This window comes from Martelella mediterranea DSM 17316 (assembly GCF_002043005.1).
In the GTDB taxonomy this organism is placed as follows: Bacteria; Pseudomonadota; Alphaproteobacteria; order Rhizobiales; family Rhizobiaceae; genus Martelella; species Martelella mediterranea.
On sequence record NZ_CP020330.1, the window covers coordinates 3083835 to 3097617 of the forward strand.

Annotated in this window: 8 protein-coding genes and 2 pseudogenes; 7 read left to right on the forward strand and 3 right to left on the reverse strand. The window is 62.2% G+C overall.

Annotated elements, in window-relative coordinates:
- Window positions 1–8: 8 nt before the first annotated feature.
- From Mame_RS14430 to Mame_RS14440, 3 genes are all read left to right on the forward strand, one after another.
- On the forward strand, window positions 9–1841 hold the full coding sequence (locus tag Mame_RS14430; RefSeq protein ID WP_026173204.1) for a type I secretion system permease/ATPase: 1833 nt from the start codon (window positions 9–11) through the stop codon (window positions 1839–1841).
- A complete protein-coding gene (locus tag Mame_RS14435; protein WP_018063190.1) occupies window positions 1828–3132 on the forward strand; it encodes an HlyD family type I secretion periplasmic adaptor subunit in 1305 nt (434 codons plus the stop codon). Before Mame_RS14430 ends, Mame_RS14435 begins: the two co-directional genes overlap by 14 nt.
- Before the next feature lie 136 nt (window positions 3133–3268).
- Entirely contained in the window at window positions 3269–6013 is a 2745-nt protein-coding gene (locus Mame_RS14440; protein WP_162141073.1) for an autotransporter family protein, read from the forward strand.
- Between the two features lie 221 nt (window positions 6014–6234).
- On the opposite strand, the gene Mame_RS14445 is transcribed toward Mame_RS14440, so the two are convergent.
- A complete protein-coding gene (locus tag Mame_RS14445) occupies window positions 6235–6903 on the reverse strand; it encodes a TetR/AcrR family transcriptional regulator (protein WP_018063193.1) in 669 nt (222 codons plus the stop codon).
- A gap of 198 nt (window positions 6904–7101) precedes the next feature.
- Between Mame_RS14445 and Mame_RS14450 the strand changes: the two genes are divergently transcribed.
- From Mame_RS14450 to Mame_RS14460, 3 genes are read left to right on the forward strand one after another with little or no spacing between them, the layout of a single operon-like run.
- Window positions 7102–9252, forward strand: coding sequence for a TonB-dependent siderophore receptor (locus tag Mame_RS14450; RefSeq protein WP_018063194.1), 2151 nt, complete (start codon window positions 7102–7104; stop codon window positions 9250–9252).
- A 5-nt stretch (window positions 9253–9257) separates the two neighbouring features.
- Window positions 9258–10385 carry an ABC transporter substrate-binding protein gene (locus Mame_RS14455; protein ID WP_026173206.1) on the forward strand — a complete coding sequence of 376 codons (1128 nt, stop codon included), beginning with the start codon at window positions 9258–9260 and terminating at the stop codon, window positions 10383–10385.
- 2 nt (window positions 10386–10387) lie between these two features.
- Complete coding sequence (locus tag Mame_RS14460; protein WP_155122121.1) at window positions 10388–11515, forward strand: siderophore-interacting protein; 1128 nt, start codon at window positions 10388–10390, stop codon at window positions 11513–11515.
- A gap of 157 nt (window positions 11516–11672) precedes the next feature.
- On the opposite strand, the pseudogene Mame_RS14465 reads toward Mame_RS14460, so the two are convergent.
- A pseudogene (locus tag Mame_RS14465) lies at window positions 11673–11859 on the reverse strand (PhnE/PtxC family ABC transporter permease); the annotation flags it as partial.
- A 330-nt stretch (window positions 11860–12189) separates the two neighbouring features.
- Window positions 12190–12282, reverse strand: a pseudogene (locus Mame_RS27625) (hypothetical protein); the annotation flags it as partial.
- Between the two features lie 485 nt (window positions 12283–12767).
- Between Mame_RS27625 and Mame_RS14470 the strand changes: the two are divergent.
- The gene (locus Mame_RS14470) at window positions 12768–13748 is read left to right on the forward strand and encodes an alpha/beta fold hydrolase (RefSeq protein WP_079920822.1); all 981 of its coding nucleotides are present in this window, start codon (window positions 12768–12770) and stop codon (window positions 13746–13748) included.
- The last annotated feature ends 35 nt before the right edge of the window (window positions 13749–13783 follow it).

A 13783-nucleotide genomic window follows, 5' to 3' on the forward strand; every position in this document is an offset into this window, starting at 1 on the left:
AGAAACGAATGTTTGGACCATCCAGACAGGTTCCGTCGCAGCATTCAGCTGCGACGGTATCCTTCCCGGTCGCAGGGAGTGCCGTGGGCATTGGCCTGATCAGCGGTGTAGTCAATCTTCTGGCGTTGACCTCACCGCTGTTCATGCTGCAGGTCTATGACCGCGTGCTGGCGAGCGGCAGCGTTCCCACACTTGTCGGCCTGGCGGTGCTGGCGGCGGGTCTCTACGCCTTCCAGGCGGTTCTCGACGCCTTGCGCGCCCGCGTGCTGCTCAGGATCGGCGAACGCTTCGATGGCGCCTTTTCCGGCAGGGTCTACGATGCGATCCTGAAAACGCCGCTTCTGACGCGCGTCAATGGCGACGGGCTGCAGCCGCTGCGCGACCTCGACAGCGTGCGCGGCTTTCTGGGCGGCAACGGGCCGACGGCGTTTTTCGATCTGCCATGGATGCCGCTTTATCTGGGCATCTGCTTCCTGTTCCACTTCTGGATCGGCATGACCGCTCTCATCGGCGCGACGTTGCTGATCGCGGTGACGCTGCTCGCCAACGCGCTTTCGCAGAAGGCGGTGCGCGATGTCAGCGCGCGCGGCGTGACGCGCAACGCCATGATGGAAGGGGCGCGCCGCAATGCCGAGGTCGTTCGCGCCATGGGGCTGCAAGGCGTGCTGGCGGCCCGGTGGCAGGACGCCAACAGCGCCTATCTCGATGCCAACCGCAAGGCCGGCGATGTCTCCGGCGGGCTCGGTTCGCTCTCCCGGACCCTTCGGATCATGCTCCAGTCCGCCATTCTGGGCGTTGGCGCCTATCTTGTCATCCGCCAGGAGGTGACCGCCGGGGTGATGATCGCAAGCTCGATCATGATGGGCCGCGCGCTCGCACCCGTCGATACGGCCATCTCGAACTGGCGCTCGTTCCTGATGGCACGGCAGGGCTGGGGACGGCTCAGGGAACTGCTGGCACATGTTCCCGCCGAAGCATCCGTCCTGCAACTTCCGGAGCCTGGCAGGGACCTCAGGGTCGAGGGTCTCGCGATTGTCCCGCCGGGACAGAAATCCGCGAACCTTGCAGGCGTGAGCCTGAAAATCGAAGCGGGCAATGCGCTCGGCGTGATCGGGCCGTCGGGGTCCGGCAAATCCACCTTCGTGCGTGCGCTCGTAGGCGTCTGGCAGCCGGTATCTGGCAAGGTGCGGGTCGATGGCGCGAGCCTTGAGCAATGGGACCGCACGCTGCTCGGGCGCCATATCGGTTACCTTCCGCAGGGCGTCGAACTTTTCGACGGCACCATCGCCGAGAATATCGCGCGTTTCGAGCCCGGCGCGGACCCAGCCCGGATCGTCGAGGCGGCGGAGGCCGCCGGCGTGCATGAACTCATCCTGCGCTTCGAAAAGGGATACGAAACCCAGATCGGCGAAAGCGGTTCGGCGCTCTCGGCGGGGCAGCGCCAGCGGATCGGCCTTGCGCGGGCCCTTTACGGCAGGCCCTTCATTCTGGTGCTGGACGAGCCCAATGCCAATCTCGATGTGGCTGGAGAGGCGGCGGTCATCCAGGCGATCGCGGGCGTGCGGGCGCGCGGCGGGATCGCGGTGGTCGTCGCCCATCGTCCCAGCGCGATCGAGGCCGTGGATTTCCTGCTGATGCTCGAAAACGGTCGCCAGAAGGCTTTCGGCAAGCGCGACGAGGTGTTGTCGCGCGTTCTGCAGCCGACATCGCCCGGCGCTTCACGTGGGTTCCCGGCGACGGGCGTCGGGTTGACGCCGTTGCGTGTTGTCGCCGATGCGGCGTCCGCGCCGGCCGGGCCGCAATCGAATGCAGTGGAGGAGGTGCCCGATGGCGCGCATTGATGTGGTTTCCCATTCGATCCGCCGTCATCTGATTGCCGGACTGGCCGTCAGCCTTCTGCTTGTCGGCGGCATCGGCACATGGGCGGCGGCGACCAGTCTTTCCGGCGCCGTGGTGGCATCCGGACATTTCGTGGTCGACAGCTATGTGAAGAAGGTTCAGCACCCCACGGGCGGCGTGGTTGGCGAGATATTCGTCAGCGAGGGCGACACGGTCGAGGCCGGCGATGTCGTGATGCGGCTCGACGCCACCCAGACCCGCGCCAATCTCGCCATCGTGGTGAAGCGGCTCGATGAACTCACGGCAAGGCTTGCCCGCCTGCAGGCCGAGCGGGACGATCTCGACACGATCACTTTCCCATCGGCGCTGACACAACGCGCCGATGAGCCCGAGGTCGCCTCCATCATTAACAGCGAGACGAGCCTTTTCGCGTTCCGCCGCGAGTCGCGCGCCGGCCGGAAAGCGCAGCTCGAGGAGCGGATTGCCCAGTATCGGCACGAAATCGAGGGGCTGAAGGCGCAGGAGATGGCCTATGCGGAAGGGCTTGAGGTGCTGCAGGGCGAAATCGCCTCGCAGGAGGCGCTGTTCAAACAGGGGATCGTCTCCGTCCAGCGCCTGAACGGCCTGCGCACCGAGGCGGCCACTTTCGGCGGCGAGCGCGGCGAAAAGATCGCCTATCAGGCGCAGGCGGCCGGAAAAATTGCCGAAACCAGATTGCAGATCCTCTCCATCGACAATGATCTCAAGACCGAGGTCGGCCAGGAGTTGCGCGAAGTTCAGGCGGAGATCGGCGAATATGTGGAGCGCAGGGTTGCCGCGGAGGACGAACTCAGGCGCGTCGACATTATCGCGCCCCAGGCCGGCGTGGTGCATCAGCTTGCCGTGCACACTGTCGGCGGCGTGATTTCGCCGGCCGAACCGGTGATGCTGATCGTGCCGGAAGGCGACGACCTTGCGCTCGAACTGCGCATCCGCCCGCAGGACATCGACCAGATCCGGCCGGGCCAGAAGGCGATGCTGCGCATGTCCGCCTTCAATCTCAGGACGACGCCGGAACTCGAAGGCTATGTCAGCCGTGTTGCGGCCGACCTCTCGACCGATGAGCAGAGCGGCCTTTCCTATTATCTCATCCGCATTTCGGTGCCCGCCGGAGAGATCGCGAGGCTCGGTGAACTGGCGCTGGTGCCGGGCATGCCCGCGGAGGCGATGATCCGCACCGGCGATCGCACCGCGCTTTCCTATCTCGTCAAACCGCTTTCCGACCAGGTCGCGAAGGCATTCCGTGAACATTAACCGAGAAATCCGGACGTCCGCGTCGGCGGCGTCCTTTTTGAAGACAGAGGGACCAAGTAGAATGTCTGTAAGGAAGTATCGCGTTGAAAGTGCATCAGGCGCATCGAGGGGGACGGCCGGCGGTAAGCGGCAGCGCGTGCTCGCCAGTGTCTTCCTCGCCTCGAGCGTGCTCAGCGCTGCGACGCCGCTCAAGGCCTCGGAGTGGGTCGTGGGCGATGGAGACTGGTTCACCGCTTGCAACTGGAGCGATTGCATGCTGCCGAGCGTGCAGGCTTCGGCCTACATCAGAAATGGCGGCAAGGTCACGATTGCGAGCGGCGATGCCGTCGCGGGCACGCTGCAGGTGGGCGACAGCGGTGGCAGCGGCACCCTGACCTTTTCCGGAGGCAGCCTGAATTCAGGTAACGCGGCAATTGAAAACGGTGTCATGACCGTGACAGGCCGGGGCACGGAATGGGACCTGACCAATCCCCGTATGCCTGTTATCAAAGGCCAGATCGACATTGGCAAGCACGGGACAGGCGTACTTGTCGTTTCCGGCGGCGCCAAGGTCCTGAATGTTGGCGGCGTGACCATCGCCCCGGGGGAGGGAGATTCAGGAACACTTACCCTGACAGGGATCGGGACCACTCTGGCTGTCGAGGGGACGGTCAATATCGGCGGAGGGATAGGCGGTGCCGGAACCGTGACGATCTCGGAGCGGGCCAGCTTCTCAACGGCCTCTTCTTTCAATGTTGGCACGTTCGATGGCGGAACGGGAACTGTCGTTGTAACCGGCAACGGCTCCAGCCTGACGGCAGCCAGGTTGACGGTCGGCTATCGCGGCAGTGACGATGAGCGGTCCAGCGGATCGCTGACGATTTCCGACGGCGCAGTCGTGAATGCCACCGAGGTACTCCAGATCACCCGGAGCACAAAGTATTCCGGTACGACCGGCACGGTGAACATCGGCGCCGCCGAAGGCGAGGCCGCCGCGGCCGCCGGCACGATCAATTCGGCCAATGGTATCTTCTTCGGCGATGGCGAAGGCATACTCGCCTTCAATCACACCGAGTCGAACTACGACTTTTCGCATGTGATGACCAATTCGGAGACGGGCACGGCGACGATCAGGCAACTCGCCGGCGTGACCACGCTTTCGGGAGACAGTTCCGCCTTCACCGGTTCGACGGAGGTCACGGGCGGCACGTTGCTGGTGAACGGCGCGCTCGGCGGCACGCTTTCGGCCAGCGGTTCGGGCGTGCTCGGCGGCGTCGGCACGATCGGCTCCGCGACGATCGCATCTGGCGGCGCGCTTGCACCAGGCCTGCGCAATGCGATCGGCACGCTCACCGTCAATGGCGACCTGACATTTGAGAGCGGCTCCTCCTATGCCGTCGACCTGACGGGCGCGGCCAGTGACCTTGTCAGCGTTTCCGGCAAGGCGACGCTGAATGGCGGCACGGTGCGCGTGCGCTCGCTCGACGATTCGACCAGTTATCAGCAGAGCCAGACCTACACGATCCTCTCCGCCGGTTCGCTTGACGGCAGTTTCGAAGAGACGCTCAGCACCTCCGCCTTTCTCGATGTCGCGACAACATATGAGGGCAATGACGCCAGGCTGACGGTGACCCTGATCGGCGAGGGCGAAGGCGAGGGCGGCGATGATGGTGGCTCCGATGGCGGCGGCGACAACGGCGGTGATGGCGGCGGCGATGATGGCGGCGCGGACTATCCCGGCGTCTTCACGCCGATCGCCGAGACCAAGAACCAGTATGCCGTTGCGCAGGCGCTCGATTCGCTGGATCAGTCCGGGGATTCCCTGGCACTCTACAACAGCATGCTCATGCTCGGCGTCGATGAGGCGCTTGAGACCTATGAACAGCTCTCGGGCGTCGTTTACGCGTCCGGTCAGTCGGCGCTGATGCAGAATGCGCTGACGGTCAACGCCGTCATCAACAACCATCTGCGCGGTGCCGCGCCGGGAAGCGTCGCGCCGCCCTCGACCGATGCGCTTGGCTATGCGGAAGAACCGCAGGCCGACCCCACCGGGGATTTCCCCGTTGTCGCGGAGGATGGTTTCGACGAGGGCCGCTTTGCCGTCTGGGGCAGCGGCCTCGGAACTTGGGGCAAGATCGACGGCACGGACGGAAGCTCGGACGCCGATCTGAAGAGCGGCGGTTTCCTGCTTGGCGCCGACATGCTGGCAAACGACATGTGGCGTTTCGGCGTGGCGGCCGGCTACACCCGTTCGTCCTTCGATATCGACCAGTCCAGCGGCGAAAGCGACGATTACATTCTGGCGGCCTATGCCGGCATGGAGCTGAACGGTTTCGCCGTCCGCAGCGGGCTCGGCTATACGTGGCACAATGCAAAGGCGACGCGGGGCGTGCCCGCCCTCGACCAGACCCTCACGGGTGAGTATGACGCCGACAGCTTCAATGCCTTCGGCGAACTCGCCTACAATTTCGATCTCGGCCCGGCCGCGGTCGAGCCTTTCGCCAACCTGTCCTTCGTCCAGGTCAAGACCGATGGCTTCACCGAAACCGGCGGCACGGGCGCGCTGACGGTTGACGGCCAGACCATGAACGCGACCTTCACCACGATCGGCCTGCGCGCGGCGACCGATTTCGACTTCGGCGGCGTGGCGACTTCGGCGCGCGGCGCGCTTGGCTGGATGCATGCCTTCGGCGATGTGGACACCGAGACGACCGCACGCTTTGCCACCGGCAACGACTTCACGGTCTTCGGAACGCCGCTCGACCGCAACACCGCGATCATCGAGGCCGGGCTGGATTTCCAGGTCACGGAATCGGCGACGATCGGCATCGGTTATGCCGGTCAGTTCGGCGAAAACGCACGGGATCAGGGGCTGAATGCGGATCTGCGCGTGCGGTTCTGATCGGACCGCAACTGTGCATTAGGAACAGGTCACTCTGTTGAACAGGAGCATCGCGCCGTTGCGGCGCGCGCTCGCAGCTTCGGGTTTCCCGACGGGGAATTCGAAGATCGTAGCGGTCAGCCAGCCAGCCATGTCCCCGGACTTCGCCAGCCAGCCAGCCGTTCCGGTCTGCATCCTATGTTTCGATTGTCAGTCGGAAGCCTTTTTCAGCCGCCCTTCGTTCAGCCCTGCCGCCTTGCGCCGTTGAGAAACAGATCCCAGGCGCGACAGAAATAGTCGTCCTGCGCTGCATTCTCTTCAAAATCTGTTTCTCCCAGCAGTCTTGACATCAGCGGTCTTATCGATGTGGCGTAGAGAAGCTGGGTTGCGAGGAATGCGCCATCGCCAGCGGCAATCGCGCTGTCGTTTTGCGCCTCTTCCACAAGGCCGGTCAGGCGTTGCATGATCGGGTCTCCAGCTTCCGGCTTGCGTTTGCCAAGGGCGGAAGGCTCGCTGAGCACGACGCGGTTAAGGGCGACCAGTTGCGGGCGCAGATTAACGGCAAGAATGGCGCGCGCATATTGCCGCAAGCGGTCAAGCGCCGGCCCGTCCAGCTGCAGGGCGGCTTCGAGTTCAGCCAGAACCTCTGCCTGAAGCCCGGCCATCAGGGCGCTGAACAGCGCCGTCTTTGATGGATAGCGGCGGTAGATCGTGTCCTTGCCCGCGCCGCAGGCGCTGGCGATCTGCTCCATCGATGTGGCCGCAAAACCCTGGGTGGCGAACAGGTTTGCCGCCGTCTCAAGGATGTGCCGCTCCAGCTTTGCCGCTTCCGCCTTGGAGGGGCGACCGCCACGGGCGCGGGGCGGGCGCTGCTCCGTCACGGTGTCGCTGCGGTCTGGTTTCTGGCTCATCACATTCTTTCGTTTCAAGCGGATCACTCTTTCAGTCAGCCGACTTTATCCGTCGACGGAAACCAAACGCAACCGTTCTGTTGCGGTATTGCAACGACAATAAATATGAGTAAAGGAGTCATAATTATAACTGGACGAGGCCGTCCCGTTTTGTTAGGCGAATTTAACGAAGGATTTTCGGACAGAAAGAGATACGCGATGACAACGGCCCCAAGGCTTGCCCTGCTTTCCGCCACTACGAGCTTTCTTGCGCTCACAGGCCCGGTTCTGGCTCAGGAAGCGACGACCATCCTGGAGCCCGTGACGGTTGAGACCCAGGCCGGCCTTCAGGCCGAATCCGGTAACGCCGTCTTTGTCCGGGACACATCGGCGGCAATGAAGACCGAGACGCCGGTGATCGAGACGCCGCAATCGGTGACCACGGTAACGCGCGAGCAGATGGACGAGCAGAGCCCGCAGACCGTCAGCCAGGCGCTGCGCTACACCGCCGGCGTTCTTTCCGACAGGGATGCCAATACCCGCTACAATTCGATCTTCATGCGCGGTTTCGGCGCGTTTGGCACCGCGACGAGCTATGTCAGTTATCTGGACGGGTTGAAGCTGCCGCGCGGTCAGGCCTTTGCCCAGGTGGCCATCGATCCCTACCTGCTTGACCGTATCGACGTTCTCAAGGGTCCATCCGGCGTGCTGTACGGCCAGATGAGCCCCGGCGGGCTTGTCGATCAGGTGAGCCGCGTGCCCTCTGCCGAACCATACAATGAAGTCTTCCTGCAGGGCGGATCGTTCGGTCGGGTCCAGGGCGGCATCACCTCGCGTGGTTCGCTGACCGAGGATGACAGCCTGCTCTACAGCTTCACCGGCATCGGGCGGTCCTCCGGCACGCGCTATGACGATGTCGACGAAGAGGTTTACGGTTTTGCGCCATCGCTGACCTGGCAGCCGGACGAGGATACCGCGCTGACGATCTCCGGCTATTACCAGAACACCCCGGAGGGCGGCTATTTCAACTCGATCTACCCGACATTCCTGGCGCCAGAGGAATACCAGCCCTATCTCGGTCGCGACGTGAATATCGGCGATCCGAACTATGACTATTTCAACCGCGAGCAATATGGCATCGGCTACGACTTCGAGCACTATTTCAACGACAGCGTGAAGTTCGAATCCGCGCTGCGCTACTCCGATGTCGATATCGATTTCCGCTCGCTGCAGATGGCGGCGCCTCTGGATGCCAATGGCGATATCCCCCGGCAAGCGCTGCGTTCGATCGAGCAGGTTGGCGGCATCTCGACCGACAACCGGCTGACATTCGAATTCGATACCGGCGCCGTCGAACACACCATGCTCGCCGGCTTCGATTACCAGCACTCGGATAGCGACTGGCAGTATCAATATGGCGCGGCTCCGGCGCTGAACGTCGTCAATCCCGTTTACGGCCAGCCGATTGCACCGCTGATGACGATCATCGACAGCAAGCAGACGCTTCAGCAGACGGGCATCTATCTTCAGGACCAGATGAGCTTTGGCGGACTGCATGCCGTTCTCGGCATTCGCCAGGACTGGACCGAGCAGGAGTCGACCAATCGTCTGGCAGGCACCACCTCCAGCCAGTCGGACGAAGCCACGACATACAAGGCCGGCCTTCTCTATGCCTTCGACAATGGCATTTCGCCCTATGTCAGCTATTCGACATCGTTCGAGCCGGTGATCGGCGTCGATGCCGCCGGTCAGCCCTTCGTGCCCAGTGAAGCGGAGCAGTATGAGATCGGCATCAAGTATGAGCCGGTCGGCTGGGACGCGCTGTTCACGGTCTCCGCCTTCGACATCACCCAGCAGAACGCATTGGTGCCGGACGCCCTGGGCTTCAGCCGACAGGCGGGCGAGATCCGTTCGCGCGGGCTCGAATTCGAGGCGCGCGGCAACCTGACGGAAGAGTTTGAACTGATCGCGGCGCTGACGCTTCTCGATACCGAATATGAAAAGACGTTCATTGCTGCAAATGAGGGCAACCGGCCGCAGGCTGTGCCGGATTATTACGGCTCCGTCTGGGGGAACTACACCTTTATGTCCGGCGCGCTGGAAGGCTTCTCCGCCGGTGCGGGGCTGCGCTTCGTCGGCGCAAGCTATGCCGATGATGCCAATACGGTGAAGGTTGATGGCTATACGCTGGTCGATGTGGCGCTGCGCTACGACTTCGGCGCCCGCAGCGAAAAGCTGAAGGGGCTCGAGGCGACCTTCAACATCACTAACCTGTTTGACGAAGACTATTATGCCAGCTGCAGCACCGGCTTCTATTGCCAGTATGGCGATGGACGCCAGTTTCTGGCCGGTCTGAACTACAAATGGTGAAGGCGATGATGCTTGGTCGACGTTCGTTCTGCGGCGCGCTTCTGTTGAGCGGTCTGGTTTCCCTGAGACCGGCAGCAGCAGCCGGCCCCGTCACCATGACGGACATGATCGGGCGTCGGGTGGTGTTGCCCGCCGTGCCGAAGCGCGTTGTTCTGCTGGAGGCGCGCGACATCATCAGCATGGCCATGCTCGTCGACGATCCGGCTGCGCGCGTCGTTGGCTGGGCGGCGGTGGACCGAATCGATGCTCCGTTGCTTCAGGCGCAACTGACCGGCGATCACCAGATCGCGGAAGTCGGCAAGCAGGGGCCGGACACGATCTCGCTCGAAGGCATTGTCAGGCTCGAGCCGGATCTCGTCATATCCAATTTCTACATGACCCCGCTGGGGGAGGACGACCTTCTGGTCCAGCGCCTCACGGAACTCGGCATTCCGGTCGTCTTCTCCGACCTTGCCACCAATGAAGAACCTGAGGGCGCGCCAAGGCCGGGACCGGTCGAAACGCTTGGCCGGCATATGCGGATGTGGGGCGAGGTACTGAATGAGGGCGCGCGCGCCGAGGACTATCTTTCATTCTGTAACAGCCATCTTGACCGCGTCCGTGCCTGCCTCAAGGACGCCGCGCCGGTGACAACTTATCTGGAGATCATGTCAACGGTCGACGATTGCTGCTGGGCGGCAGGCACAACCGTCTGGGGCGAACTGCTGGCGCTTGCCGGCGGGCAGACACTGCCGGGCGTGACAGAGGCCTGGTACCAGAAACTGCAGCTTGAACATCTCCTGTCGACGCCGTTCGACGTCTATATCGCCTCCGGCGGCGGCTGGTCTTCCGGCGGCCGACCGGCGATCGGCCCCGGCATCGATCCCGAGGAAGGCCGCGAGGGGCTGGGGCGGTTGATCGGCCGGACGGGGTTCAGCGAGCTCGATGCCGTTCGCGACAACCGAGTTTATGGCATCTGGACCGGGCTGATCGCCGCGCCGCCGCTCAATATCCTGTTCATCGAATGCGCCGCGAAATGGCAGCATCCCGCGCTTTGCGCGGAGATCGATCCATCGCGGACCCTGGCCGAAATAAACGAACGCTTCATGAGCATACCCATTGAAGGCCCGCTCTGGACAGCGCTGGAGGGCTGAGCATGCGAGATAAAATCTCTCTGGGTATGCGGTTTCGGGCAGAAGCGGAGGTCGATTTCCCAAGGATCGATGATTTCTTCGAGCCGATCGTTCAATCCATCGCCACTCACGACATGAAAGTCATCCGGCAGAAGGAGAGCAGTCGGGTCGTCACGGATATCGGCCTGGCCACGCTTGAAGCCGGGCCCGGAAAACTGTTTCTGCGGGTTGAGGCCGATGACACGGCATCACTCAACCGCCTGAAATACGCGCTCTATGGCCCGATCTCCTTCATTGCCGCCAGCGAGAAACCGGTCATCAAATGGTCTGGCCACGACACCGGCCTGACGCCCTTCGATGAACTGCGCGTTGTAAGGGTCAGCCGGGCGTCATTGATCACCCCGCATATGCGGCGGATCGTGTTTTCCGGTGAGGACCTTGGCCGTTTTGACCGTATGGACCAGCTTCACTGTCGGCTCATCTTCCAACCCAAGGGAACGCTGCGGCCGGAATGGCCGGGCCTTGATGCCAATGGCCATATCGTCTGGCCCGAAGGCCGCAAGCTCGACACGCGCGTCTACACGATTCGCGCAATCGATACCGTAAAAGGCGAAGTGACGATCGATTTCGCGCTTCATCCCAAGGCCGGGCCCGCGACGCGCTGGGCCATGGAGGCCGGGCCCGGCGATATTATCGGCATGGTCGGGCCTGCCGCCAATGGCCTTGAACAGGCGGAATTCTACGTCTTCGCCGGCGATGAAACGGCGCTTCCCGGCATTGCCCGCATGATGGAAGCGCTCGTCAGGTCTGCGACAGGTCATGCTTTCATCGAAGTCGACAGCCCCGATGACGTCCCGGACCTTCACTGTCCGCCCGGCATCACCGTAATCTGGCTCTTTCGCAACGGAAAACCGGGGGGGACGACCTCGCTTCTGGAGGAAGCGGTCCGTAACGTCTCATGGCCCGCCGATTTGTCATCCGTCTTCTTCTGGGGCGGATGCGAACACAAGGCGTTTCGCAAGATCCACCGCCTGCTGCGCCATGAGCGTGGCCTGCCGCGCGAGCGGATGGTTTTCTATTCGCACTGGCACCGCTCGCTCAGTGAAGAACAGATCATCGCGGAAGGCGCGGCGGCCTATTTGCCGGAGTGACGGATGGCTGTCGGGCAATGTTCCCGCAGCAACACGCCCGCCGGCCCTGAACCGGGCTAGATGATTGCGCGGCGGACGCGGACCGAGACCCATTCCGACATGATGACCGTTGCCAGAATGACGGTCATGGTCACTTGCGGCCAGGCCAGCACGTTGAGTCGAGCCGGTAAAGCGACAGGCCGATAAGCCGCGGCATCACCTGCGGCTGGACGGCGTATTGATCATCTGCAGCCACGAGGCGCCGGTGGCCCGGACGACTTCCGCCTGTGCCTCGTCTATGTGCTCGGTCAGGAGCTTGGATAAATGCCGATGGTCGCGAAGGACAGTGTCAGCAAGCCAGCAAAGAAACGCGCCTCGCGCGCCCAGCCTTCGGCAAGGCGGGCCCAGTTCGGCTCGGCAACACCGCCAAGCAACGCCGCGGCCTCACGCGGCTCGCTTCTCTGCGCATCGACCGTTTCAATCCGTTCGAGAAGTTCGGCTCTGGGGAGTGCGGCGACCTTCTCGACCGTCAGGTAGCGATAGCCACGGCGCTGGGCCAGCTCCGTGGCAGCCTGAAACCGCATCCCAGCATCCTCCGTGTCGCTGGCAAGCCGAGTCTCCCGGGCTGCGATCTGCTCGACCCAGATAAGCGGGGCCTCGACGTTGGCCCGTGTCTCGGAATCGGTGTGAAGATTGAGCCAGATCTCACTGCGGGTCTTGACCGCCGCGAAACGCTTCGGGACGCGCCGTCGAATACAGAATGCCGATCCTCTTCGCATGAGCGACATCGCACGCTCCCATAATCAATGTCTAGCCGAAACGAAGTGTAAGTTCGCAATCGAGGTTGAGCGATTAAATTATCGTTTTTTATGAGTTCTTTTGAGGTGGCCGGAAAGGGCTATGGCGGAGGAGGTGTCCTTCAGTTTAACGTCGTCATTTCATTATAATTCAAATTTATCAATATCTTAAGATTATTTCCCTGAGCTAAATGTGTAGCAGATTGTGTAGCGGGCACAGGTGTGACTTGCAGAGGTTTTCCATTTTGGAGTGAACCAGGTGTATCCTGGGTCGCGACACAAACACATGAAATGGACTGCTATAAAGAAGGGCGGCAGCGACGCGTTGCTCGCTTTGTTCGTACCTCAAACCTTTTCCCTATTTGACACCATGATTGTCCAAACCGGCTGAGGTTTTGACAATCGCCAGGTCGCTCCCCTGGCTATCTTCCTCTCTGTCAGAGCAACCGCGAGGGCTTGCCGACATGAAGGAGATAATGGTGACCAGCAAAGTTTGCTTTTCCCTCACGCGCCGGCAAGCGCTCATCGTAGGTGCATCCGCGTCCATCGTTGCAGCGCTACCGGCGATTGCGATGGCCAATGCGCCCGAAAATCAACCTGAAGGAGCGAGCCAGATGGCCGAGAGCTTTATCACCACCCAAGACGGCGTTGAGATTTTCTACAAGGACTGGGGACCGAAGGATGCCCAGCCGATCATGTTCCACCATGGCTGGCCGCTTTCCAGTGATGACTGGGATGCCCAGATGATGTTCTTCGTCAACAAGGGATATCGCGTCGTCGCCCACGACCGGCGCGGGCATGGCCGCTCGGCGCAGGTGAGTGAGGGGCACGACATGGCGCATTATGCCGCCGATGCCGCAGCCGTCACCGAGGCGCTCGATCTGAAAAATGCGATCCATATCGGTCATTCCACAGGTGGCGGCGAGGCACTTGCCTATGTCGCACGTTTCGGGCAGCCGCAGGGCCGCGTGGCGGGCCTCGTCATGGTCGCAGCAGTGCCGCCGATCATGCTCAAGGGCGCCATCAATCCCGAAGGCACGCCGCTTGCCGTTTTCGATGATTTTCGCAAGCAGCTGGCCGCCAACCGCGCGCAGTTCTTCCTCGATGTGGCTTCAGGCCCATTCTACGGCTTCAATCGTCCGGATGCGAAGGTGTATCCCGGCGTGATCAACAATTGGTGGCGCCAGGGCATGAATGGCAGCATCAAGGCCCATTACGAAGGTATCAAGGCGTTTTCTGAGACCGACCAGACTGCCGATCTGAAGGCCGTAACGGTTCCGACGCTGGTGCTGCAGGGCGATGACGATCAGATCGTGCCCTACAAGGGGGCTGCTGTCCTGCAGGCCGAACTTGTTTCCGGCTCGAAGCTGAAGATCTATCCAGGCTTTCCCCACGGCATGCTGACAACCCACGCCGATGTGATCAACCCGGATATTCTGGCCTTCATCCAGGGCTGATTATCCGACCTCTGCCATGGCGGGGCGAATGCTTC

Bases quoted from the DNA above. Each gene is read 5' to 3' on its own strand.
- Mame_RS14430 (WP_026173204.1), top strand. From the start codon at position 9: ATGTTTGGACCATCCAGACAGGTTCCGTCGCAGCATTCAGCTGCGACG.
- Mame_RS14435 (WP_018063190.1), top strand. From the start codon at position 1,828: ATGGCGCGCATTGATGTGGTTTCCCATTCGATCCGCCGTCATCTGATT.
- Mame_RS14445 (WP_018063193.1), bottom strand. From the start codon at position 6,903: ATGAGCCAGAAACCAGACCGCAGCGACACCGTGACGGAGCAGCGCCCG.
- Mame_RS14450 (WP_018063194.1), top strand. From the start codon at position 7,102: ATGACAACGGCCCCAAGGCTTGCCCTGCTTTCCGCCACTACGAGCTTT.
- Mame_RS14455 (WP_026173206.1), top strand. From the start codon at position 9,258: ATGATGCTTGGTCGACGTTCGTTCTGCGGCGCGCTTCTGTTGAGCGGT.
- Mame_RS14460 (WP_155122121.1), top strand. From the start codon at position 10,388: ATGCGAGATAAAATCTCTCTGGGTATGCGGTTTCGGGCAGAAGCGGAG.
- Mame_RS14470 (WP_079920822.1), top strand. From the start codon at position 12,768: ATGGTGACCAGCAAAGTTTGCTTTTCCCTCACGCGCCGGCAAGCGCTC.